General features: G+C 45.6%; 19 protein-coding genes, 1 other RNA gene and 4 pseudogenes. 16 read left to right on the top strand and 8 right to left on the bottom strand.

Annotated elements, in window-relative coordinates; translation table 11 throughout:
* Positions 1 to 25: 25 nt before the first annotated feature.
* Positions 26 to 208: non-coding RNA, 6S RNA (ssrS, locus tag BLO31_RS18665), on the bottom strand.
* Positions 209 to 228: 20 nt separating this feature from the next.
* A complete protein-coding gene (locus BLO31_RS18670; protein ID WP_070970352.1) occupies positions 229 to 537 on the bottom strand; it encodes a cell division protein ZapA in 309 nt (102 codons plus the stop codon).
* Between the two features lie 323 nt (positions 538 to 860).
* Between BLO31_RS18670 and BLO31_RS18675 the strand changes: the two genes are divergently transcribed.
* The 3 genes and pseudogenes from BLO31_RS18675 to BLO31_RS18685 all read left to right on the top strand — a co-directional run bounded on the left by BLO31_RS18675 (position 861) and on the right by BLO31_RS18685 (position 3,862).
* Entirely contained in the window at positions 861 to 1,436 is a 576-nt protein-coding gene (locus tag BLO31_RS18675) for a YecA/YgfB family protein (protein WP_070970353.1), read from the top strand.
* A gap of 14 nt (positions 1,437 to 1,450) precedes the next feature.
* Positions 1,451 to 2,629 (top strand): 2-octaprenyl-6-methoxyphenyl hydroxylase, encoded by a 1,179-nt coding sequence (gene ubiH, locus BLO31_RS18680; protein ID WP_070970356.1) that lies wholly within the window; start codon positions 1,451 to 1,453, stop codon positions 2,627 to 2,629.
* Positions 2,630 to 2,648: 19 nt separating this feature from the next.
* Positions 2,649 to 3,862: pseudogene (locus BLO31_RS18685) on the top strand (FAD-dependent 2-octaprenylphenol hydroxylase).
* Between the two features lie 45 nt (positions 3,863 to 3,907).
* Here the strand turns inward: BLO31_RS18685 and BLO31_RS18690 are convergent.
* From BLO31_RS18690 to ygfZ, 3 genes are all read right to left on the bottom strand, one after another.
* Complete coding sequence (locus BLO31_RS18690; protein ID WP_070970359.1) at positions 3,908 to 4,114, bottom strand: DUF1107 domain-containing protein; 207 nt, start codon at positions 4,112 to 4,114, stop codon at positions 3,908 to 3,910.
* Positions 4,115 to 4,699: 585 nt separating this feature from the next.
* Complete coding sequence (locus BLO31_RS18695; RefSeq protein ID WP_070970362.1) at positions 4,700 to 5,167, bottom strand: aminoacyl-tRNA deacylase; 468 nt, start codon at positions 5,165 to 5,167, stop codon at positions 4,700 to 4,702.
* On the bottom strand, positions 5,164 to 6,135 hold the full coding sequence (ygfZ, locus tag BLO31_RS18700) for a tRNA-modifying protein YgfZ (RefSeq protein ID WP_070970366.1): 972 nt from the start codon (positions 6,133 to 6,135) through the stop codon (positions 5,164 to 5,166). Before ygfZ ends, BLO31_RS18695 begins: the two co-directional genes overlap by 4 nt.
* A gap of 181 nt (positions 6,136 to 6,316) precedes the next feature.
* On the opposite strand from ygfZ, the gene BLO31_RS18705 reads away from it, so the two are divergent.
* A complete protein-coding gene (locus tag BLO31_RS18705) occupies positions 6,317 to 6,577 on the top strand; it encodes an FAD assembly factor SdhE (protein ID WP_070970369.1) in 261 nt (86 codons plus the stop codon).
* 412 nt (positions 6,578 to 6,989) lie between these two features.
* On the opposite strand, the pseudogene nadB reads toward BLO31_RS18705, so the two are convergent.
* Positions 6,990 to 8,599 (bottom strand): annotated as a pseudogene (nadB, locus tag BLO31_RS18710) (L-aspartate oxidase).
* Between the two features lie 346 nt (positions 8,600 to 8,945).
* Between nadB and rpoE the strand changes: the two are divergent.
* The 11 genes and pseudogenes from rpoE to acpS all read left to right on the top strand — a co-directional run bounded on the left by rpoE (position 8,946) and on the right by acpS (position 18,046).
* A pseudogene (gene rpoE, locus BLO31_RS18715) lies at positions 8,946 to 9,523 on the top strand (RNA polymerase sigma factor RpoE).
* A 27-nt stretch (positions 9,524 to 9,550) separates the two neighbouring features.
* On the top strand, positions 9,551 to 10,168 hold the full coding sequence (locus BLO31_RS18720) for a sigma-E factor negative regulatory protein (protein WP_070970373.1): 618 nt from the start codon (positions 9,551 to 9,553) through the stop codon (positions 10,166 to 10,168).
* Positions 10,165 to 11,124 (top strand): sigma-E factor regulatory protein RseB, encoded by a 960-nt coding sequence (gene rseB / locus BLO31_RS18725; protein WP_070970379.1) that lies wholly within the window; start codon positions 10,165 to 10,167, stop codon positions 11,122 to 11,124. Before BLO31_RS18720 ends, rseB begins: the two co-directional genes overlap by 4 nt.
* A complete protein-coding gene (locus BLO31_RS18730; RefSeq protein WP_070970382.1) occupies positions 11,124 to 11,594 on the top strand; it encodes a SoxR reducing system RseC family protein in 471 nt (156 codons plus the stop codon). The genes rseB and BLO31_RS18730 overlap by 1 nt, the downstream gene beginning before the upstream one ends.
* A gap of 102 nt (positions 11,595 to 11,696) precedes the next feature.
* On the top strand, positions 11,697 to 13,490 hold the full coding sequence (lepA, locus tag BLO31_RS18735) for a translation elongation factor 4 (protein ID WP_070970391.1): 1,794 nt from the start codon (positions 11,697 to 11,699) through the stop codon (positions 13,488 to 13,490).
* A gap of 84 nt (positions 13,491 to 13,574) precedes the next feature.
* On the top strand, positions 13,575 to 14,471 hold the full coding sequence (gene lepB, locus BLO31_RS18740) for a signal peptidase I (RefSeq protein ID WP_070970394.1): 897 nt from the start codon (positions 13,575 to 13,577) through the stop codon (positions 14,469 to 14,471).
* 15 nt (positions 14,472 to 14,486) lie between these two features.
* Positions 14,487 to 15,164, top strand: coding sequence for a ribonuclease III (rnc, locus tag BLO31_RS18745; RefSeq protein ID WP_070970398.1), 678 nt, complete (start codon positions 14,487 to 14,489; stop codon positions 15,162 to 15,164).
* Complete coding sequence (era, locus tag BLO31_RS18750; protein ID WP_070970404.1) at positions 15,157 to 16,131, top strand: GTPase Era; 975 nt, start codon at positions 15,157 to 15,159, stop codon at positions 16,129 to 16,131. The genes rnc and era overlap by 8 nt, the downstream gene beginning before the upstream one ends.
* A 73-nt stretch (positions 16,132 to 16,204) precedes the next feature.
* Positions 16,205 to 16,932, top strand: a pseudogene (recO, locus tag BLO31_RS18755) (DNA repair protein RecO).
* A complete protein-coding gene (pdxJ, locus tag BLO31_RS18760) occupies positions 16,929 to 17,660 on the top strand; it encodes a pyridoxine 5'-phosphate synthase (protein WP_070970409.1) in 732 nt (243 codons plus the stop codon). Before recO ends, pdxJ begins: the two are co-directional and overlap by 4 nt.
* On the top strand, positions 17,660 to 18,046 hold the full coding sequence (acpS, locus tag BLO31_RS18765) for a holo-ACP synthase (RefSeq protein ID WP_070970412.1): 387 nt from the start codon (positions 17,660 to 17,662) through the stop codon (positions 18,044 to 18,046). The genes pdxJ and acpS overlap by 1 nt, the downstream gene beginning before the upstream one ends.
* 40 nt (positions 18,047 to 18,086) lie before the next feature.
* Here acpS and BLO31_RS18770 read toward each other — a convergent pair whose 3' ends face one another.
* Positions 18,087 to 18,755, bottom strand: a complete 669-nt coding sequence (locus BLO31_RS18770) for an NADPH-dependent F420 reductase (RefSeq protein WP_070970415.1) — start codon at positions 18,753 to 18,755, stop codon at positions 18,087 to 18,089.
* Positions 18,756 to 18,879: 124 nt separating this feature from the next.
* Here BLO31_RS18770 and BLO31_RS18775 point away from each other — a divergent pair, with 124 nt between their 5' ends.
* Positions 18,880 to 19,767, top strand: a complete 888-nt coding sequence (locus BLO31_RS18775; RefSeq protein WP_070970418.1) for a LysR family transcriptional regulator — start codon at positions 18,880 to 18,882, stop codon at positions 19,765 to 19,767.
* A gap of 45 nt (positions 19,768 to 19,812) precedes the next feature.
* Here BLO31_RS18775 and barA read toward each other — a convergent pair whose 3' ends face one another.
* Positions 19,813 to 22,614: a two-component sensor histidine kinase BarA gene (gene barA, locus BLO31_RS18780; RefSeq protein ID WP_070970421.1), complete on the bottom strand. Its 2,802-nt coding sequence runs from the start codon at positions 22,612 to 22,614 to the stop codon at positions 19,813 to 19,815.
* Between the last annotated feature and the right edge of the window lie 100 nt (positions 22,615 to 22,714).

The raw sequence follows: 22,714 nt of genomic DNA on the forward strand, positions 1-22,714 counted from the left end.
GAGTCTGTCTTTCAGGTATCGATAAGGATACCCCAGAGTGCCGTTGAAGATTTTGACCCTTGAACCAGCTGGTTCAAGGCGGATCAGCAATGATAACCGTAGGCTTCTCGGTGCATGCCAAGCTTGCTCAATAGCTACCAAGTACTAACCCTTTAGTATTGCTTATCGGCTCAGGGACGTAATCTCCTGACGCGCACTCCAGGGTAAATGCTTGTTGGGCTGTAAAGGTTATTGCTGTCCTTGCTTTACTTTACTTAGGGCTTCGTCGAGTGAAACCGAGAGCTTTTCCATCCGCTCATTGATTGAATCTTGTTTTGTCGATAGGGCTGTCGTGCTCGTTTGCAGCTCATAACAACAGTTTAGGGCGGCGATAGTTAGCAGGTGTACCTCATTAGTTACTTTAGTTTTTGCCTGCATTTCTTTCAAACGTAGATCGAGATCTTTTGCGGCTTTAAGGAGTGATTCTTCCTGCCCCGGAGGACAGTTTACTCTAGTCACTTTCCCTAAAATTTCAATTTCTACCGCTTGGTTACTCATTTCCGTTCTGCCACCTTAATGCGATGAACCTAGTATTCACCGCTGAGGGTGAAACTATAAAAAATGCGCCTGTAAGATTCAAGCTTTTCACGGTTTCCTGACAAAAATGACGGCGTGAGGACACAGTATTTGGTCAATCTGTGCAAAAGCTATTCACATTTGGTTTTTGCGGTGAATCTCCGCCTATACAGGACGATCTTAGCGTAGATTAGTCTATATTTTTCAGGAGTAAAAGCCGAAAGGTTCGAGAACTTGTTTTTGAAGTTACTAAGCTATCGGTGGTACGATTAAGCATATTTTTAAGTCTTATTATAGGCACGACGATGAGTGAAACATCCCTTCCTGATTACTTGGTTTTAGCCACTGAACTTCGCGATGCTGGGATCGCTGTTAATCCAGCTGAGTTACACGGCTTACTAGCGGGCATGCTAAGCGGTGGACTAAACCTTAATGATCAAAGTTGGCAACCATTGCTGTTCGATTACACCAACGATGGAATGGGATGGCCAAGTAAGTCTTTGAAACTGGCCGAAGCGACATTGAAGTTTACCACATTGGAACTCACCGGTTCGGAAATGGAGGTTACTCTGCTGTTACCTGATGAGGCGGCGGATGCCTCGCTGTTTGATTTGGCGGATAATGTCGCAGATTGGGTCAATCATTTTATTTCAGGTGTGGGCTTGGCCGGCGCTGATTTAACTAAGGCTTCTGATGAATCGAAAGAAGCAATAGCAGATCTTGAAGAGATCTCTAAGCTAGGTATCGATGAAGACGATGACATGGAAGAGCAGGCTCAATTACTAGAACAGGTGATCGAGCATATTAAAGCGTGCGTCTTGATCATCCATGCAGAATTTGGCCAAAAGCCGGAAGAGACTAAGCCTAAGACGATCCATTAATACAAAGGGATGCTATGAAGCAGTTTGATATTATTATTGCTGGTGGTGCAATGGCTGGGATGACTTTAGCTTTTGCCCTGCATCATCACAGTAAAGGAAGGCTGAAGGTCGCCGTCGTGGAAGCCTATCAAGCCGAAAATATTGAGCACCCAGGTTTTGACTCGCGCGCCATTGCGCTGTCATACGGCACCGTTGATCTCCTCAATAATATCGGACTTTGGAAGGATATTTCTCATGTGGCTACCCCTATTGAGCATATCCACGTATCCGATCGCGGCCATGCCGGAATGACGGAAATTGCTCGTGAAGAAGTCGGAGTTCCCGCACTTGGTTACGTGGTGGAGTTAGCTGATATCGGGCGTATCTACGCAGAGAGAGTGAAAGGCACGGCTTCAATCACTCAGTATTGTCCAGCTCAAGTTGAAACGGTTGAACGCTCAGTGGAGAGTGTCACGGTCGCGCTAAACAACGGTGAAAGTATTCAAGCTAAGTTGTTGGTGGCTGCCGACGGCGCGATTTCCACTTGTTGCGAGCAAGTAGGGCTACCCCTAAACGAGCACGATTTCGACCAAGTCGCTGTTATTGCGAATATCACGACTGAAGAAGCGCATTTAGGCAGAGCATTCGAACGCTTTACTGAGTCGGGGCCAGTGGCATTATTACCAATGAGTGAAGGTCGAATGTCCTTAGTGTGGTGCTTAAGACCTGAAAAAGCCAAGCAAATGATGGCGCTCGATGACTCAAACTTTGTTTCAGAGTTGCAAGAAGCTTTTGGTTGGCGTTTGGGAAAAATTGAAAAGGCAGGAAAGCGAGCCAGTTATCCCTTGTTGTTGAGATTTAGAGAGCAAAATACGTCGCACCGCTTTGCGATTGTGGGTAACGCTGCACAGACACTTCACCCGATTGCCGGTCAAGGCTTTAATCTTGGGATCCGAGATGTAATGACATTAAGTGAAGAAATCAGCACTCAGTTGGACGACGCGGGGGCTTATCCAGTACTGTCTTGTTACAGTAAACGGCGTGAAGGAGATCGCCGGGCAACCATAGAGCTGACATCGAGTTTAGTTCATCTATTTTCAAATGATTATTTGTCGCTGAGGATTGGACGCAACCTAGGTTTAGCGGCGATGGACTCGTTACCTCTGCTTAAATCTCCAGTGTTAAAACGAACATTGGGCATAGTGACTCGCTAGAGTACGTAAGGAAAATATCATGATGCAAAGTGTCGATATTGCCATTATTGGTGGTGGAATGGTTGGGCTAGCCGTTGCCGCAGCATTGAAAGACTCGGAATTAAGAGTGGCAGTTATAGAAGCCAAAGAGCCCGAGGTAGAGTTAAAGACTTTACCAGATGTTCGCGTTTCAGCGCTAAGTCGTTCAAGTGAAACCATACTTCGTCGTTTAGGGGCTTGGCAGGGTATAGAGCAACGTCGGGCGTCACCCTATGACGCGATGGAAGTGTGGGAGCAAGACAGCTTTGCCCGCATCGATTTCTCTGCTCAGCAGATGGCACAGCCGGATTTAGGACATATCGTAGAGAATCGAGTTATTCAACTTGCCCTACTGGAACAAGTTAAGCTTCAGGATAATGTTACGCTATTTATGCCAGACAAATGCCAAAGCTTAGCGATTGGTGAGAGCGAAGCTTGGCTGACTTTAGATAGTGGGCAATCGCTAACGGCCAAGTTAGTTGTTGGTGCTGATGGTGCAAATTCTTGGCTGAGACAACAAGTCGATATTCCGCTGACACATTGGATTATGGGCACAGTGCTATTGTTGCAAACGTTAGAACCCAAGAACATCACAACCGAGTGGCGAGACAAATTTTTACGCCCAATGGTCCACTGGCTTTCCTACCTCTTAATGATGAGACGCTTTGTTCCATTGTATGGTCAACCGACCCCGGCCGAGCTGAGCGGTTAATCGATCTTCCAGCTGATGAGTTTGATAAAGTGTTAACGGCGGAATTTGACTCTCGGTTAGGACGTTGTGTTACTGAAGGCCCTCGTTTTGCGTTTCCGCTTAAGATGAGATACGCCAGAGACTTTGTTGTAGAACGCGTTGCTTTGGTCGGTGACGCCGCCCACACCATTCACCCACTTGCGGGGCAGGGTGTAAACCTTGGCTTGCTCGATGCCGCTAGCCTTGCACAAGAAGTGTTGTCATTGTGGAAACGCGGAGAAGATATTGGCAGTAAGCGAAACTTGCGTGGTTATGAGCGCTGGAGAAAAGCCGAAGCAGCCAAGATGATAGGTGCAATGCAAGGTTTTAAAGATCTGTTTGACGGCGATAATCCCGCTAAAAAGTTACTGCGCGGTGTAGGTATGACGATTGCGGGTGTTCTTCCAGGTGCTAAAGAAGAGATAATGAAAAGAGCACTTGGTTTGAGAGGGGATTTACCTGATTTAGCCAAAAGCGAAGGGTAATTAAAAAGGGTTGGCGATCGCCAACCCTTAACTATTTGTGCTGCTCTAAGCGTAAGCGCAACGCAGTCTCATAATTTCTTGATTTACTTCTTTTACGGCTTGATAGTGTCTTTTCTCTGCTCTTGCTGGCAGTATCAACTTTCCGTTATCAAACTCAAATTTACCTACGCCGTAAATGTATATTCTTCCTTTAAACAGCCGACTTACGTGTTTAGCAATCATACCTGGTGTATAGCGCTTAAACAGTCTCATAGATTAATCCTTATTATTAGCAAGCACTGCGCATTATAAAAAAAACATGCCTTCAAATATGTGATTATGTTTGGGTAAAGGCAGTTAAAATGAATCAAGTTGGATAATTGTGCTCCCCTAAGCAGAAAAACGGATAAATATCCAAATCAGTGTGATTTTTACCTCATTTACATTCTAAAGGCGGAACTGTTATCAGGGGAAGTTCACAGGGCCTATTTAACCCAGAAAACATGACAGTTATAAGAATAGTGCAACAATGGGTGGCTTGCGTTAAGAAAATGTAAAATTTATCAAAAAAAAGCCCGCACAAGCGCGGGCGAATAGTCACAGATGTATTACACAAAAAGTGGATGACATGGCTCGCATGGATTCACTTTTTATCGAAGGTGGAGCTCAGCGCCCTGAAGGGTGACCCATTTTAGGGGAGTGAGACAATTACAGCGGTTCGCCGTAAACCAACCAACATCGAAAGGATAAACGAAAAGTTACCGTACGGCTACTTATGTGGTTTGTATGAATAATAATTTAATTAGAATTCCATTTTTATTGCGTATCTAATCACTTAAGAATGAAATTTTATGCAAATTACTCATCTCGACATATGTTGGCAAAAGTAGGCTGACACAATTTGACTAAATCATTAAGTGACAGAGCGATACCTGCCATGTTTGAGCCACTACTTATGGTTACTTCAGGTTCCAGCTGCAAGCTGGGATCAAAAATAATGGGTATATCTGAAGGCAAAAGCAAAGGGGTGACCGTTCCCGGATGGTACCCAGTCAAAGAGATGATTTTGCCCTGCTCGACGCAAGTCATACGTCGCCATTGCAACAAAGCTCGGACCTTTTTAGGATCAACGGAACGATCGCCAGGAGCACAAGCTAACGCCAGTCTATTACTCATATCGCGCAGTAAAATCGACTTTACCATTTGGCTTTGACGAATACCGCGTTGCCGCGCCGCATCTGTAATACTGACCGCTGGGGTTTGATGAGGCAGCAAGCGATAGCTCACTTGCTGTTCCTTTAAGTAAGAAATGACGGGAGTGATCATTCTTCTTCCAAAGAATATGGAAGTGGCAGCAGTTTCCAATTTGTTTCAGGCTGAGATTTTAATCGCAAAGCCATATCGCTCTCGGAGTCTTTTGGAAGGATAATCAAACCAATAGCCTGATTGTCACTGAACTCAACATGAGTCAATAATTGGCCTGCACTGCGCCAGTTTTCACCTACCGCTCGTTCCATCTCTATTGGCGTATCGTCAGGGAGAGTTGTAGTTGTATCACCTTGAACAATAAACAGAGCGCGCTTGTTCATACCGCGATACTTTGCTCGGGCAACGGTTTCTTGTCCGGTATAGCAGCCTTTTGTAAAGCTAATACCGTCTAGTACTTGTAGGTTTAGTGCTTGAGGAATGTGGGTATTTTGCTGTTCTTTGTGAACAATAGGGAAACCAGCACGGATATCGGCCAGTGTCCAAAATTCCTCGCCAGCTAACTTTTCTTTGTGCTCATTGATGAGTTTCTCTGCTTCTGATTGGTCAATGGCAATTAACCAACGATTGTCTTCAACTTGGACCGCAGCCCCCCCTAAAAATGTGCGAACTTGCCCTTTTTCAGAGGTATTTTGATCGATCCAGTCGTTGGACTCGATACCGATAAGGCCAATCATAACGTCTTGGCTGCGCTCAAACTCTACCTTAGAAAACACGGAGTATTTTTTCAGTTCAGTCAGCTCGGTTTCTATCGCTGACTCTGGTTGAAACATAGCGTAACCATCTCGATGATGGAAAAGGCGAAACGCGCTCCATACTTTGCCTTTGGCATCGCAATGAGCACCAAAGGTAGAAGCTTCTTTATCTAAGGTTACGATGTCGCAAGTGACCTGCCCTTGCAGGTAGGAGACTTTATCGTCCCCTGTCATTGCGATAAGACCCCATGAATCAAGGGGGCAGAACAGTAATGAAGGCTGCTTAGTTTGAGTCGAAGATAATAGCTCTGTCATATCCTGTTGAAGTTCCATGGCGTATTAACCTGTATAAAATCGAAGATAAGACAATGTTAATGCCGATAGCCCTTGAGAAACAACCCCATTTATCTTCCAGTTTTTACCAGTGGGGTTTAGTAGTGTGACTGAGCTACTATGCCTGCTGAGTTTGTATTGGTAAACTCGGCCAAAACAACCGAATAGGTGAGGGATTATAATGTATACCGCAGAACAAAAAGCGCGTATTAAATGGGCATGTCGTCGAGGGATGTTAGAACTAGACGTGGTTATCATGCCATTTTTTGAGGAGTGTTTTGATAGCCTGAATGATAACGAACAAGATGATTTTGTGTCATTACTTGAATGTGATGACCCGGATCTGTTTACGTGGATCATGGGGCACGGAAGAAGTGAGAACTTAGGTCATGCGTCCATGGTGGACAAAATCGTCGCCCATAACCTCAGTAAAGTGCGTTAAGCTCAGCGTACAAACTTCCAAATTCCAAAATGTGGCTAATGGCCTTGTCGTCATCGTAGCCACATTAGCTCTCGTATTATTACCACTTTCGATTATCACAGTTCCAATACTGTTGTTTAGTTTTTTCATTGCGGGTAAGAGCTTTTTCCCCAAACCCTTGCTAGGTAGTGTTCAACTATCCTTGTTTTCCTCATCGCCAAATCACCTTCACGTAACTAAGGTTCACGCTTTATTTCGCTATCGATTTATCGTGGTGGAAATTGAGAATATAGGGCGGAGAGTGTTGTGGCGAGACAGTGTTTCTGATGACGATTATCGCCATTTTCTCCGTCAGGTGCATTTTCAATAACAACTCTTGCCACGTAGTAACGAAGCAAAAAATAGGGAGCAAGCGCTCCCTATTTCGTCTTGACTATATGTCGTCGGGTGAAAGAATCGTCGGTTGACTGTCTTCTAGCAAATCAGGGTAGTCTAAGGTGTAATGCAGACCTCGACTCTCTTTGCGTTGCATAGCACAGCGAACCATGAGTTCAGCAACTTGCAATAGGTTTCGCAACTCTAGCAGGTTATTCGATACTCGGAAGTTGCTGTAGTACTCATGAGTTTCTTGCTGCAACAACTGGATTCGACGCAAAGCACGTTCCAAGCGTTTATCTGTTCTAACAATACCCATGTAGTCCCACATAAAGAGGCGAAGCTCATGCCAGTTATGCTGGATAACGACCTCTTCATCTGAACAGGTAACTTGGCTCTCATCCCAATGGGGTACTTCTTGTGGAAGGCTTGCTTCTGGTAGTCTTTGTAGGATATTTTTCGCTGCAGACCATGCGTAAACTACACATTCCAGCAGCGAGTTAGATGCCATACGGTTGGCGCCGTGTAGCCCAGTGTAGCTAACCTCACCAATTGCGTATAGCTGCTCTAAATCGGTCTGACCATCTTGCCCAACAATAACACCACCACATGTGTAATGGGCCGCAGGGACCACTGGGATTGGCTCCTTGGTCATATCGATACCAAGATCTTTGAGGCGCGTGTGAATGGTTGGGAAGTGCTTCTCGATAAAATCAGCGGGTTTATGGCTGATGTCCAAGTACATACAGTCAGCTCCTAGCCTTTTCATCTCAAAGTCGATGGCGCGAGCGACGATATCGCGAGGGGCCAGTTCTTCACGCTCGTCAAAATCCGGCATAAAACGCGAACCATCCGGTCTGCGCAAGTATGCACCTTCACCGCGCAACGCTTCAGTCAGTAAGAAGTTTCTGGCTTCAGGGTGGAACAAGCACGTGGGATGGAACTGATTGAATTCTAGGTTGGCAACACGACACCCAGCACGCCAAGCCATGGCAATACCATCTCCAGAAGATACGTCGGGGTTTGAAGTGTATTGATACACTTTAGAAGCGCCACCTGTCGCAAGAACGACAAACTTGGCTTTTACGGTCTCTACATGCTCTTCATTGCGGTTCCAAATGTAAGCACCAATCACCTTATCCGCGCGTCCACCTACTTTGTCTTCAGTGATAAGATCGAGGGCGTTGTGTCTCTCAAATACCGTAATGTTAGGGTGATTGTGAACATTGTCTTGCAGCGAGGTTTGCATCGCCATCCCAGTGGCGTCCGCTGCGTGAAGAATTCGACGATGGCTGTGACCGCCTTCTCGCGTTAGGTGATAACGAGGGGCGTCATCACTGTCGTTCTCTTCTCGGTCAAAGGGTACACCTCCATCGATGAGCCACTGGACGCACTCTTTGGCATTTTCTGCAATAAATTCGACCGTCTCTTTTTCGCACAAGCCTGCACCGGCGATAAGGGTATCGTCGACATGGGATTCAACACTGTCCGATTCATCAAAAACAGCGGCAATACCCCCTTGAGCATAAAAGGTCGCCCCCTCACTTCGGGGACCTTTGCTCAACACAATGACCTTTGCGTGTTCTGCGACACGTAACGCTAAAGATAGACCTGCTGCGCCACTACCTACACTAATACATCACACTGATGTTCACGGTTTGCGTTCATAAAACTTTTAAATTCCCGTATTAATCTGGAACTGTCCGGAATTACGTTCAGACTTTCCTGTTCACAAATAACCTAACCTTGCTCAATGATATCATTAGAACAAGTGCAATTCTTGGTAATTACCATTGCAATTCCCCCTTATCATCCGCAGAATTCCACGTATGAGGGTGGATGACACATCACTTCAAAAAAAAAAGAGAAAAAATAACGCGAAAGCTGGAACTTTCTTTTTATGTCTTGGTCACAATAGTGCTCATGTACGCAGTGGTGTCAATACTACATTTTGCATAATTAATACTCAGATCTGTGAAGATCGGAGCTAAGAACAATAGGAGTATGCGCTCGAATGAACGAGCAACTGACCGATCAAGTATTAATTGAGCGAGTTCAGAACGGAGATAAACAAGCATTTAATCTGTTGGTTGTCCGCTACCAGAACAAAGTGTGTAACCTTATCTCTCGTTACGTCAGTAACCAAGGCGATGTACCAGATGTGGCTCAAGAAGCTTTATAAAAGCCTACCGTGCGATACCGAGTTTTCGCGGAGAGAGCGCCTTTTATACCTGGTTGTATCGCATCGCGGTGAATACGGCAAAAAACCATATTGTAGCGCAGGGCAGACGCCCACCCGCACAAGATGTGGATACTGAAGAAGCTGAATATTACGAAAATGGCGGCGCATTAAAAGAAATTTCGAACCCTGAGAACTTAACGTTGTCCAAAGAATTGAAACGTGTTGTTTTCAGTGCAATCGAAGCACTGCCAGACGACTTAAAAACTGCAATGACCTTACGCGAGCTCGATGGCTTGAGTTATGAAGAGATTGCTGCAGTAATGGATTGTCCTGTAGGGACGGTACGTTCGCGTATCTTCCGTGCACGAGAAGCGGTTGAAAAGAAAATTCAACCTCTGTTGCAACGCTAATACCACTACAAACAATGGTGATAAAAAATGGCTGACAAAGAGAAACTTTCAGCACTCATGGATGGAGAATTGGTCGACAAAGCTTTGATTTCTGAGCTGGAGTCTGATCAAGACAGTCTTAAAGCGTGGGAAAACTACCACCTTATAGGCGACGTAATGCGTGGGGAAGCGCCTGCGCAGAAAGAGTGGAATATCGCTGAAAGTGTTGCATTGGCATTGGATAGTGAGCCAGCTCACTCGTCGTTTGACCGACAAAAAGTGACTGAGCTAGATGATTTCCGTATCGAATCTCAGCCTAAACCTGCAGAGGTGCGCAGAGGATTACCAGCTTGGCTAAATCCATTTGGTCAAGTGGCGGTAGCGGCTTGTGTTTCTTTAGCTGTTATCCTCGGTGTTCAGCAGTCTGGTTTAGACGCTACTCAGCCAGAAAGCGATCAACTTCCTGTTTTACAAACTATACCTTTTGCTGGTAGTGCTGAACCCGTTAGTCTTGCACGCCCAGAAGTGGAACACGCAAGCGAAGTGAACGTTCAAGAGCAACGTCGTCGCATTAATGCAATGCTGCAAGATTACGAATTACAGCTTAGACTTAACAGCGAAAGTTCCATACATCTAAATGATGACCCTGAAACGGTAATTGAATGAGAAAAATTCTGATCAGTGCGCTGACACTGCTCAGTTTGAATGTACCAATGGCCTTTGCAGAGGATGACTCTGCAGAGGCTTTGTTGCTTCAAATGAACGACGCAAGTCAGCAACTTAGTTATGAGCTCTCTTACATACTCATTAAGAAAAATAGCATAGAGCCCATCCTGTATCGCCACGCTATCAGTGAAGAGAGACCGCTTTCCCACCTAGTGTACCTCAGTGGACCATACCGCGAGGTGATTCGTCGTGGGGACGAGGTAAGTTACATTGAGCCGGGAGTAGAGCCGTTTACGATTGAGTCTTCATCTATGGTAGCGCCAACGATTCCGCTACTTCACTCTGATGTTACTCAGTTAGAAGAGTACTACGACTTCATTAAACTCGGCCGAGCTAGAGAAGCGGGTGCCGCGTGCCAAGTATTAAGAGTCGTGCCTAAAGACGGATTGCGATACTCATACGTTTTGTGGATTGATGAAAAATCCAATCTTCCGCTACGGGCAGACTTAGTGGATAGAGATGGAGAAATCATCGAGCAGTACAGAACCATTTCTTACAATGTGAATGACAAGATTGCCGACGCATTGAGTGGTTTAAATCAAGTCAAGCTACCACAGGTTCTTTCTCTACCCAATAAAGGTAATGTTACGGAAAGCAGTTGGATGGTAGGTTGGATTCCGAAAGGATTTGAGCCTAAAGATATCAATCGCTACCGCATGGTAGTGACTGAGCGAGTAGTAGAAAGTCAGGTTTACAGTGATGGTCTATTTAGTTTCTCTGTATATATTGCTGGAAAAGACGAACATTCACTAAAAGGCCAAGTGGTGCGACAAGGCCGCAGAACTTTGCATACCTTTGTTAAAGGTGATGCGGAAATCTCCGTAGTCGGCGATATCCCACCAGCTACAGCGAAACGCATCGCCCAATCGGTGCGTTTTAACGGAGCTAGTAAGTAATGATGACAGCCATGGCCACCGTGGTCTCTGTTCATAAAGAAAAGCTCGGCTTTAATGTCGAGCTTTCTTGCCAGCAGCAGACGAGCTGCTCTAGTTGTAGCTCTCAACAAAGCTGTGGGACAGGCGTCGTATCGAAAGTGCTTGGTAACAAAACGTTACGCTGGACGTTAAAAACGAAAGAAAAAATGAACCCCGGTCAAGTTGTAGAAATCGGTTTACCGGAGAGCAGTTTGCTCAAATCAGCCTCTATTGTTTATTTAGTTCCACTTTTTGCCATGATCGCAGGTGCACTGTTTGGTCAATGGATTATCTCGCCTATGATTAATGGTGGAGAGCTACCCATCATTCTTTGTTCGGCACTATCAACATGGGCTGGGATCGGCCTAGCCAAGAAGCTTTCAAGCCACGCTGAATCCGAAGCGTCCCACAAAGTAGTGCTACTACGCAAATTCGGAAATCCAATTAGCTAGTGCGTCGACGCCAGAAATTGGGTAGAATCTGCCAACTTATTGCAGCGCCAATGTTGATGCTGTCTGTATATCACTGTTTAAAGAGTTTAGTCACACCGTATCATGAAGCACATTCGTAACTTTTCGATTATCGCCCACATCGACCATGGTAAGTCGACCCTATCTGACCGTCTGATCCAAGTCTGTGGTGGTCTTTCTGAGCGTGAAATGGAAGCTCAAGTTCTTGATTCTATGGATCTAGAGCGAGAGCGTGGAATCACGATCAAAGCTCAGAGTGTGACACTGGATTATAAAGCTAAAGATGGTGAAACCTACCAGCTAAACTTTATCGACACCCCAGGGCACGTAGACTTTGCTTATGAAGTATCGCGTTCACTTGCGGCATGTGAAGGTGCACTGTTAGTTGTTGATGCTGGTCAGGGCGTAGAAGCACAAACATTGGCCAACTGTTACACCGCGATCGAAATGGATCTTGAGGTAGTGCCAATTCTTAACAAGATTGACCTTCCTGCAGCCGATCCAGAGCGCGTGTCAGAAGAGATTGAAGAAATCGTTGGTATCGATGCGATGGAAGCAACTCGATGCTCTGCAAAAACCGGTGTGGGAGTGGATGACGTTTTAGAAAACATTGTCACTTCTATTCCTTCTCCAGAGGGTGACCCTGAAGCGCCATTACAAGCGCTGATCATCGACTCTTGGTTCGACAACTATTTAGGTGTTGTCTCTTTGGTACGTATTAAAAACGGCGTTCTGAAGAAAAATGACAAAATTAAGGTGATGAGTACTGACCAAGTATGGGGCGTTGATCGCATCGGTATCTTTACACCAAAACAGATTGATACCACCGAGCTAAAAACTGGCGAAGTAGGCTGGGTAGTTTGTGGTATTAAAGACATCCTTGGTGCGCCAGTCGGTGATACGCTGACGCTAGCAAAAGGCGGCAGCGAAGAGCAATTGCCGGGCTTCCAAAAAGTAAAACCTCAGGTTTACGCTGGTCTATTCCCTGTCTCTTCTGATGATTATGAAAGCTTCCGCGATGCTCTAGGTAAACTGAGTCTGAACGATGCGTCGCTTTTCTACGAACCAGAAAACTCAGCAGCGCTAGGTTTTGGTTTCCGTTGTGGCTTCCTTGGCATGCTACACATGGAAATCATCCAAGAGCGTCTAGAGCGTGAGTACGACCTAGACCTTATCACTACTGCACCAACGGTAGTTTACGAAGTAGAGAAAACCGATGGTGAAGTGCTGTATGTAGATAGCCCTGCGAAACTACCGGCAATTAATGATGTCGAAGAGATCCGTGAGCCAATTGCACGCTGTAATATTCTTGTACCAAGTGATTATTTGGGTAACGTTATTACACTGTGTGTCGAAAAACGCGGTGTTCAGGTAGATATGGTTTACCACGGCAACCAAGTCGCAGTGACATACGACGTTCCAATGGCTGAAGTAGTACTCGACTTCTTCGACCGCCTGAAATCGACTTCTCGCGGCTATGCTTCTCTGGATTACAACTTCCAGCGTTTTGAAGCATCGGATATGGTTCGTGTGGATGTTCTGTTAAACGGCGATAAAGTCGATGCATTGGCGATGATCACTCACAAAGACCAGTCTCAGACTCGCGGCCGTCAACTTGTAGAGAAAATGAAAGAGTTCATTCCTCGTCAGATGTTTGACATTGCTATTCAGGCGGCGATTGGCAACCACATTATCGCTCGCTCTACCGTTAAACAGTTGCGTAAAAACGTAATCGCGAAATGTTACGGTGGTGACGTGAGTCGTAAGAAGAAACTGTTGAAGAAGCAGAAAGAAGGTAAGAAGCGCATGAAGCAGATCGGTAACGTAGAACTGCCTCAAGAAGCCTTCCTAGCGATTCTTCACGTAGGTAAAGATTAATTGCTCATTTGCAGTAGCAAAGAGTTTTAGTAAGTGAAAGGGTCTCGGCTCTTTCACTTTCGTATTTTTAGATAAGGGAACTCAATGGCAGGTATATTTTCACTGGTTCTGGTCATTATCACCTTAGTGACAGGCATCGTATGGGCATTTGAAAAACTGGTTTGGGCTAAGCAACGCAAAGCAAAACTAGCTGAAATTGAAGCAAATACTAATGGTCTCGACGCTGCAGTTATTGCAAAAGCACACAAGCAGCCGTGGTGGATCGAAAACAGTGTCTCTATCTTCCCAGTGATTGGATTTGTCTTGGTACTGCGTTCTTTTATCTATGAACCGTTTCAGATCCCATCGGGCTCCATGATGCCAACCCTTCTGGTTGGCGACTTTATCTTGGTTGAAAAGTTTTCCTATGGGCTTAAAGACCCAGTGTGGCGCACACAGTTGGTAGAAACTGGTAAGCCTGAACGCGGGGATATCGCGGTGTTTAAATACCCTCAGCAACCTTCTATTGACTACATTAAACGCGTTATAGGTTTGCCAGGTGATACAGTTCGCTACAGTGCGCGTAAAGAGCTGTGTATTCAAAAAGCGGGTGCGTCTAAATGTGAACCGGTGAAGCTGTCCAACGTGATAGAAAGCCCGTTTGTTCAAGGCAAAATTCCACTGATTCAACTCGATGAAAAATTGGGTGAAGAAACCCACCAAGTTTTGGTTAACCCACTGCGACGCGATCGCACCAGTGAATATCGCCCACGCAGCAACGTCAATGAATGGGTTGTACCGCAGGGCCACTATTTTGTGATGGGTGATAACCGCGACAACAGTCTAGACAGCCGCTACTGGGGATTTGTACCTGAGAGTAACTTAGTGGGCAAAGCTGTCGGTATTTGGATCAGTTTCGAACGTGAACGAGGTGCAGATAGCGTTCTGCCTTCATGGATCCCAACAGGGGTTCGTTTTAACCGCATTGGCGGAATACATTAACCTTATAGAGAGTGTATGACTTCTCAAATTAGTATATTGGAAAAAAAGCTTGGCTATACCTTTAAGGATGGCCAGCTTATCCATTTGGCACTGACTCACCGCAGTGCCAATAGTAAACACAACGAGCGTCTTGAGTTTCTGGGCGATTCAATTTTAAGTTTTGTCATTGCAGACGATTTGTACCACCGTTTCCCTAAAGTCAATGAAGGGGACATGAGTCGCATGCGCGCTACCTTAGTTAGAGGGAATACGCTTGCGGAGCTGGGTCGAGAGTTTGAGCTGGGAGAGTACTTAAAATTAGGTCCAGGTGAGTTGAAAAGTGGCGGTTTCCGCCGTGATTCCATCCTGGCGGATGCGGTAGAAGCGATCATAGGTGCGATTTATCTAGATAGTGATATCGAGGAAGTGCGTACTATCATCCTTAACTGGTACCAGCAGCGCCTAGAAGCAATTAAGCCTGGCGCGTCACAAAAAGATCCCAAGACTCGCCTGCAAGAATTTTTGCAGGGTAGAAGAAAGCCACTGCCAGTCTATACAGTGACTAATATTAAAGGTGAAGCACATAACCAGCAGTTTACGGTTTCGTGTGAAGTGGCAGGCATCGGAGAGCCTGTTATCGGTAAAGGTACCAGTCGTCGCAAGGCAGAACAGGCGGCTGCGGAACTGGCTCTGGAGCAACTAAGCAATGGCTGAGTCTAACGACAACAACGAATTTGATATTGACACTTACTTTGCCTCACACGGTGAAGCCAGTTCACCTGAGAACCAACATTGTGGTTTTATCGCGATTGTTGGGCGTCCCAATGTTGGTAAGTCCACCCTATTGAATCGCATTTTAGGGCAGAAGATTTCGATTACTTCGCGCAAGCCGCAAACCACTCGTCACCGCATTATGGGTGTTGATACTGACGGTGATTACCAAGCGATTTACGTGGATACCCCTGGGCTTCATATCGAAGAAAAACGCGCTATAAACCGTTTGATGAATCGCGCAGCAAACTCGTCTTTGAGTGATGTAAACCTAGTTTTCTTCTTGGTCGATGGTACGCAGTGGACCAAAGATGACGAGATGGTTCTGACTAAGTTGCAGAAGTCGAACTTCCCAGTAGTACTTTGTGTAAACAAAGTCGATAACGTAAAAGATCGCAATGACGTGATGCTGCATATGTCGGAAATGTCCAAGAAGATGGAATTTGTTGACGTTGTGCCTATTTCGGCCAAGCACGGCAAGAATATCGAAGTGCTACAAAAGCACGTACGTGAACATCTGCCCAAAGCGACGCACCACTTCCCAGAAGAGTACGTTACCGACCGTTCTCAGCGTTTTATGGCGTCGGAAATTGTACGCGAAAAGTTGATGCGTTTTACTGGTGAAGAGCTTCCATACTCGGTGACGGTAGAGATCGAACGCTTCGATTACAACCCAGAAACCGATGGTTTCCATATCAATGCTTTGATTCTTGTCGAACGCAATGGTCAAAAGAAAATGGTTATTGGTAAAGGCGGAGAAAAGATCAAGACTATTGGTCGCGAAGCACGCCTAGATATGGAAGAGCTGTTTGGCCGTAAGGTGTACTTAGAAACTTGGGTTAAAGTGAAATCCGGCTGGGCAGATGACGAACGCGCACTTCGCTCACTCGGTTACATTGACGATTTGTAAATCCGTCGACTCAAGATTTAATATAAGGAGCCATTTGGCTCCTTTTTTGACTGATGAATAGGAACGGTTCAATATGACCGACGGCTTGCAACGCTGTTTTGTGCTTCATCGCAGACCATATAGCGAATCCAGTTTAATCCTCGATGTTTTTAGCGAGGAGTATGGACGCGTGACGCTATTGTCTAAAGGTGCAAGAAGTAAGCGTTCCAATCTGAAAGGCGCTTTGCAACCTTTTACACCACTGTTGTTAAAATGGTCGGGGAAAGGTTCAATGAAGACCTTACGTCAAGCAGAACCCATCAGTTTAGGATTACCTTTAACAGGGATAAATCTCTATTCCGCTATGTATGTCAATGAGTTAGTTGGGCGTGTATTGGCAGCAGAGGTGCCAGTGCCTGCTCTGTTTCACGACTACCTCAATGCGCTGACAGAACTGGCGCAGTGTGAAAACCCAGAGCCAGCCTTACGCCGATTTGAGCTAGCGTTGTTATCTTCTATGGGATACGGAGTGGACTTTTTGCACTGCGCGGGTACTGGTGAACCGATAGAGCGACAATGACGTATAGGTATAGAGAAGAAAAAGGATTTATCGCTTCGGTCAGAAAAGATAACTTAACTTTCTTAGGTGATGAGCTGATCGCCATTAGCGAGCGACGATTTACCACAAAAGCGCAATTGAAAGCGGCAAAACGCTTTACACGAGTAGCCTTAAAGCCTTATCTTGGCGGCAAACCATTAAAAAGCAGGGAACTGTTCCTGTCACAATTAAGCTTTCCCAGAGCACGGAGTATTGGAAAATGAGCTCAATTTATCTTGGTGTGAATATCGACCATATCGCCACTTTACGCAATGCACGTGGTACGAAATACCCTGATCCGGTGCACGCGGCAGAGATTGCAGAGCGCGCAGGTGCAGACGGTATTACCATTCACCTGCGGGAAGATCGACGTCATATTTTAGATCGCGACGTTCGCATTCTACGCGAAACTATCCAAACCCGCATGAACTTGGAAATGGCCGTCACAGATGAAATGGTTGAGATCGCGTTAAACACCAATCCAGAATACGTTTGTCTAGTGCCTGAAAAACGCGAAGAACTGACTACAGAAGGCGGTTTGGACGTGGTTGGTCAACTTGATAAGGTTAAGGCTGCTACCCAAAAGCTAACGGAAGCAGGCATAAAAGTGTCGCTCTTCATTGATGCTGATCGCGAGCAAATTGACGCGGCCAAAGCGTGTGGAGCTCCATTTATTGAGCTTCATACCGGTCATTATGCAGACGCAAAAACCGAAGAAGATCAGCAAGACGAGCTGAAAAAGATCGCTGCTGGTGCAAGTTATGCCACGGATCTAGGTATTACTGTTAATGCTGGGCATGGTCTGACTTATCACAATGTCGCGCCTATTGCGGCTATACCTGAAATATACGAGTTGAACATTGGCCACTCCATCATTGGGCGTGCGGTATTTGATGGCTTAGAACGCGCGGTGGCAGATATGAAAGCACTGATGGTAGCGGCTCGACGTTAATGGCAATTGTAGGCTTAGGGACGGATATTGCAGAGATAGAGCGAGTAGAAAAAGCGCTCAATCGAAGTGGAGTAGGCTTTGCTAAACGCATTCTTACCGACAGTGAAATGCAAAAATTTTCCGCCACTAAACAGCAAAGTCGATACTTAGCAAAGCGCTTTGCGGCTAAAGAAGCCGCTTCAAAAGCACTGGGAACGGGCATTGCGCAGGGAATTACGTTTCACGATTTTGAAGTGAGTAATGACGACCTTGGGCGCCCGGTTCTAAGCCTATCGAACAAAGCCTTAGAAAGAGCAGAAACCCTCAAAGTGACCGGTATCCATCTGACGATTTCTGATGAAAGGCATTATGCGGTAGCCACGGTGATTTATGAAGCTACCCCATAGAAAAATCCCTCGAACTGATCGAGGGATTATTTAAAAACGCTTAGATAACATCTGCCCAAGCACTATATGGAAGCTCTTGTTCTCTTGTCGCTTTCGCCATCGCTTCTTCCATCTCTTTTACATTTTGGGGAAAACAGTAAGCGGGTTTACTTCTTTCAAATCGCCAGCTATCCGCTAATTTACCACCGTCTACGGGATCAAATCCCAGTTGATCAATTAAGTCCATTACGCGCTTTTTCGCCTGCTCATTGTCACTGGCTACGGGTAGCGCTCGGCGCTTTTGTTCTCCCTTGGGCTTAGCATCGCGGTTAATATGACTGGCAATAATATTGTTGAATACTTTTACAATGGTTGATTGAGTGAGATGTGCAGCGAGTAGCTCACTAGTGGTCGATTCAAATCTATCTAGTACGTCAATGGCGCCATCTCTATCGGGGTAGTAGTTGTTCGCATCGAGAATCAGTTTACCCGCAAAGTACTGCTTTGGTAGTTGATCAATGTTAGAGAGTGGTATTGCAACCACTATTGCGTCTGCAAACTGACAAGCTTCTTCAACAGTACCGAGTTTTGCTTGCGGTAAACTACCCATCAAACTAAATAGCGTTTTTGGATCTCGTGAGTTGGCGATCGTTACCTCGTGATTGTTTGCAATCAATAGTTCCGCCACTGCTTTACCGACAAATCCCGCGCCAATAATTCCAAATTTCATTTTTACACCTTATCTAGTTTGGAGAACGTTTCGCTCTCAATTAACAGTGTGATAATGTTATTGGTATGTCTTTTGTTGTTAAATGGCATAAAAATTTAAACACTAACAACTAAAAGTTGTAAATATGGATAAATTAAGTGCAATGACGACCTTCGTTCAAACGGTTGACGGAGGATCGTTTACTTCAGCGAGTAAAAAACTGGGTATCTCACAGCAAATGGTTGCAAAACAAGTAGCAAACTTGGAGCAACACTTAGGGGTAACCTTAATTCAGCGAACCACCCGCAGTCACCAGTTAACAGCATTTGGAGAGGTGTATTATCAGCGCTGTAAGCAGATTTTACAGGATATCAAAGTGGCAGAACTGCTTAGCCACACCTTAAAAAATACACCAGCGGGAAAACTCAAAGTGAGTGCGCCGAGAGCCTTTGGTGCTTTTAGTTTGACTGACTTTCTCACCGATTTTCTCGAACGTTACCCGGAGATTGAAGTGGATGTGCACCTATCAGATGAATATGTGGATGTTCAAGGTGGCGACTTTGATGCGGTTTTTCGAGTTGGCAAGTTAGAAGATTCATCGTTAGTAGCGAGAAAATTGATGGATTACAAAATCATCTGTTGTGCATCTCCTGACTATTTAAGGCGCTCTGGTACGCCGAAATCTCCTGACGAACTTATTGAACATCAGTGTTTGGGCTATCTTTCTGAAGGATCGGTTAATCTAAATGTGTGGAAGTTCTATCGCGAGCAAGAGACGTTTAAAGTTATGGTGAACTCTCGATTAAAAGTGAATGAAAGTCGAGCGATGTTGGCGGCGGTGTTAAACGGATTTGGTATCGCTATGGTGCCTGAACTTATGGTGGCCAGAGAGCTTGCTGCCGGAAACTTGATTCAGGTTTTACCAGAGTATGAAGCGTTGTCGAGAGAGTTTAACTTGGTTTATCGCCAGGACCCTTTTCAAACGGCAACCATGTCTGCTTTTATTGAAGCCGTTATTGCTCGCTATCGATAGACCCCCACCTTTGAAGCGCTCGGCATCAAAGGCGGGTGATAGGGACTACGAAATTTGATTTCCATCTAGATAAGGTTCAGCACTGGCTGCTACTTTTTCCATTTCATCTTGAAGCTCAAACAGCTCTGGCTCTATATCAGTGATAGCAGAGCCACTGCGCAATGCTTTTTCGACTTCTGCACACACCTTTTTCAACCTAGGCACGCCAGAGTATGAACAACTTCCGTGTAGCTTGTGGATGTGGTGGACAAGGGTGTCGATATCAAAATTATTTAGATCCAGAGCCTGCTCGACAATCGAACTGACTTCTGGAATAGAATCGACCAGCATCTGCAACATATCCTTAGCAAGATCTTCTTTGTTGGCCGACTGCTTCAAAGCAGCTTGCCAATCAATAATGATATTGCTGTGCTCTTCTGGAATGACTTGAGTCTGGAGTATGGGTTCAGGTGTCTTGTGCAGATCAAGTTTCTCAACGTCACCGGTGATGGCTTGGGGGCTCCAATGCAATAAAACTTGCTGTAAGACGTGCTCTTCTATCGGCTTAGTCAGATAATCATCCATCCCCGCGCTTAACAGGCGATCACGTTCACCACTCATCGCATGGGCGGTAACGGCGATAATCGGCGTTTCGCTATTAAGAGTCTCCGCTTTGATTTTTCTACATGCCGTGACGCCATCCATATGCGGCATCTGAATATCCATAAGAATGATATCAAAGTGCGTTTTACTCGCCTGTTCCACCGCTTCTAAACCGTTGGTGCAAGTGACCACTCGTTCAACGCGCTCTTGAAGAAGAGCGCTGATAAGCTTCAAGTTAGCTGGATTGTCATCGACGGCCATAACCGTTAATGGCAGTTTTTCGTGTTCAGCGACTTCTTCTATTACCTCTGGTAACGATAGGTGCTCTTGGTTAGAGGCAAGAGTTTGCAACAACTTTCTGCGCGAAAGTGGCTTGGTGATGCAGTCCACCCCAAACGTCTGAATCAAGTGATCTGACATTGCCAAAGCGGTGCTAGGCATACCCACTACGACTTGAGGTGCGCAAGATTGTGCTTTAACTACCCACTCCTCAACCAGTTGGTACTCCTCAGAACGGTTAGGGGAGAGATTGAGCAGCACATAGTCGTGCGCTTCTGGCTCTTCGGGAATTGAAGAGCGATAAGTGACAATTAAGCCAGCTTGTACCAGCATTTGTTGAGTTACCGATGCGGCTTGCATATTAGGTTCAACCAACATCAGCGTGCGCTGAGCCAAAGAAGCAGCTTCGATAAGTTCACTTACTGGCATATCAGTCGCGTGAAGCTTAATGGTAAACCAGAAGGTGGAACCTTGGTGGAGGCGGCTGGTTAAGCTAATCTCTCCTCCCATCTGGCTAACCAGTTTCTGGGTAATAACCAAACCTAACCCCGTTCCGCCATATCGACGCGATATGCTGGCATCGGCTTGACTAAAGGCTTGGAAAAGCTGTGCTTGCTGACGCTCTGAAATCCCGATGCCAGTATCGCGAACCATAAACTGAAGCTCGACGGAATCTTCTTTTTGAGAGCGAAGCTCTACGCTGATATCGATATTACCTCGCTCAGTAAACTTAATTGAGTTTCCAACTAAGTTAGTAAGTACTTGCTGAATTCGAAGTGGGTCGCCAACTAAACCGGTAGGGATCTTAGGGTCGACTTTTAGCGTGATTTCTAGACCTTTCTCATGGGCACTAGTGGCTTGAAGAGAGACCACCTCTTCTAAGGTTTCTTGGAACTCAAATGGGATATTTTCCAGGGCAAGTTTGCCCGCCTCAAGCTTAGAAAAATCGAGGATGTCATTAATAATATTGAGTAAGTTATTGGCGGATTTTTCTATGGTTTGCAGATAGTCCGTCTGGCTATTAGTTAACTTGGTTTTTAGCATCTGGCGAGTAAAACCAATGACGCCGTTTAATGGCGTTCTCAGCTCGTGGGACATGTTCGCCAAGAACTCAGATTTTACCCGAGCCGCTTCCTGAGCACGTTTTTTGGCGATATCTAGCTCGACGTTTTGGATTTCAAGCTGTTCTAATGTTTCACGAAGATCCGAAGTGGCTTGGTCAATACTGTGCTGCATCTCAACGTGGTATTCCGACAGGGAAACCGCCATTGCATTGATACCGTTTTTCAGCGAATCGAGCTCGCCATGCATTTTTCCTTCGATACGAACATCTAGGTGACCGCGGCGAATTCTATCCACCATATTCTTCATATGAGAGATAGGGCGCGTAACGTCGTGCATTAATCGAAACGCAAAGACAGCGGAGAGTCCCAGCCCCGTTAACAGTACTAAGCACGCCGAAAAGATTTCTTGATATTGCTGGAGTCGCAAGGAGGAGAGATCCAGTTCAATCGCCACATACCCCATGGCAGGGTTGGTTGCAGGTCCTTGAGGCGACGCAACTAAACCGCTTTCGGCAATAACAGGAGCTCTAAGGATGAGTGTATTGTCTACTAAGTGTGATGAAATACTTAGTGGTATAGGTTCATTGCGCGGAAAAGTCAGCGCTTCAAAGTTGGGGTGAAAGTTCGAGGTAACAAACAGTTCGTGCTTGTAATCGAAAACCGCAATACTGCGCACGAATTTCGAATTCTTGCGGTGGGCATAACTAATGATGCGTCTTACCGATTCGCGGCTATTGTTTTTAAGCCCCTCTTCACTGGCGATAGCGAGTGGCTCAATGATGCTCATTCCCGAATTGATAACTTGTCGTTCAAGATCGTGGTAGCGATTAAAAGAGAAAAAGGCACTTAATAGCAAACCAATAATCAATGTTGGTGCTAAGGTGAGAGTAATTACACGGGCTCTTAAGCCATATCTTGTCATTCTGATCTAAACATCACGGTGTGGATATGGGAAAATGACCATTAATATAAGTATAAATACAATAGCCGTCGAAACGATAAGCATAATCAAGACGCACGGC

The sequence above is a fragment of the Vibrio sonorensis genome (assembly GCF_001854765.1).
Taxonomy (GTDB): domain Bacteria; phylum Pseudomonadota; class Gammaproteobacteria; order Enterobacterales; family Vibrionaceae; genus Vibrio; species Vibrio sonorensis.

Excerpts from the sequence above, each read along its gene's own strand:
- era (WP_070970404.1), top strand. The coding sequence starts at position 15,157 with ATGGCTGAGTCTAACGACAACAACGAATTTGATATTGACACTTACTTT.
- lepB (WP_070970394.1), top strand. The coding sequence starts at position 13,575 with ATGGCAGGTATATTTTCACTGGTTCTGGTCATTATCACCTTAGTGACA.
- lepA (WP_070970391.1), top strand. The coding sequence starts at position 11,697 with ATGAAGCACATTCGTAACTTTTCGATTATCGCCCACATCGACCATGGT.
- BLO31_RS18675 (WP_070970353.1), top strand. The coding sequence starts at position 861 with ATGAGTGAAACATCCCTTCCTGATTACTTGGTTTTAGCCACTGAACTT.
- BLO31_RS18690 (WP_070970359.1), bottom strand. The coding sequence starts at position 4,114 with ATGAGACTGTTTAAGCGCTATACACCAGGTATGATTGCTAAACACGTA.
- barA (WP_070970421.1), bottom strand. The coding sequence starts at position 22,614 with ATGACAAGATATGGCTTAAGAGCCCGTGTAATTACTCTCACCTTAGCA.
- BLO31_RS18695 (WP_070970362.1), bottom strand. The coding sequence starts at position 5,167 with ATGATCACTCCCGTCATTTCTTACTTAAAGGAACAGCAAGTGAGCTAT.
- BLO31_RS18775 (WP_070970418.1), top strand. The coding sequence starts at position 18,880 with ATGGATAAATTAAGTGCAATGACGACCTTCGTTCAAACGGTTGACGGA.
- rseB (WP_070970379.1), top strand. The coding sequence starts at position 10,165 with ATGAGAAAAATTCTGATCAGTGCGCTGACACTGCTCAGTTTGAATGTA.
- pdxJ (WP_070970409.1), top strand. The coding sequence starts at position 16,929 with ATGAGCTCAATTTATCTTGGTGTGAATATCGACCATATCGCCACTTTA.
- rnc (WP_070970398.1), top strand. The coding sequence starts at position 14,487 with ATGACTTCTCAAATTAGTATATTGGAAAAAAAGCTTGGCTATACCTTT.
- BLO31_RS18705 (WP_070970369.1), top strand. The coding sequence starts at position 6,317 with ATGTATACCGCAGAACAAAAAGCGCGTATTAAATGGGCATGTCGTCGA.
- BLO31_RS18730 (WP_070970382.1), top strand. The coding sequence starts at position 11,124 with ATGATGACAGCCATGGCCACCGTGGTCTCTGTTCATAAAGAAAAGCTC.
- BLO31_RS18670 (WP_070970352.1), bottom strand. The coding sequence starts at position 537 with ATGAGTAACCAAGCGGTAGAAATTGAAATTTTAGGGAAAGTGACTAGA.
- acpS (WP_070970412.1), top strand. The coding sequence starts at position 17,660 with ATGGCAATTGTAGGCTTAGGGACGGATATTGCAGAGATAGAGCGAGTA.
- ygfZ (WP_070970366.1), bottom strand. The coding sequence starts at position 6,135 with ATGGAACTTCAACAGGATATGACAGAGCTATTATCTTCGACTCAAACT.
- BLO31_RS18720 (WP_070970373.1), top strand. The coding sequence starts at position 9,551 with ATGGCTGACAAAGAGAAACTTTCAGCACTCATGGATGGAGAATTGGTC.
- BLO31_RS18770 (WP_070970415.1), bottom strand. The coding sequence starts at position 18,755 with ATGAAATTTGGAATTATTGGCGCGGGATTTGTCGGTAAAGCAGTGGCG.
- ubiH (WP_070970356.1), top strand. The coding sequence starts at position 1,451 with ATGAAGCAGTTTGATATTATTATTGCTGGTGGTGCAATGGCTGGGATG.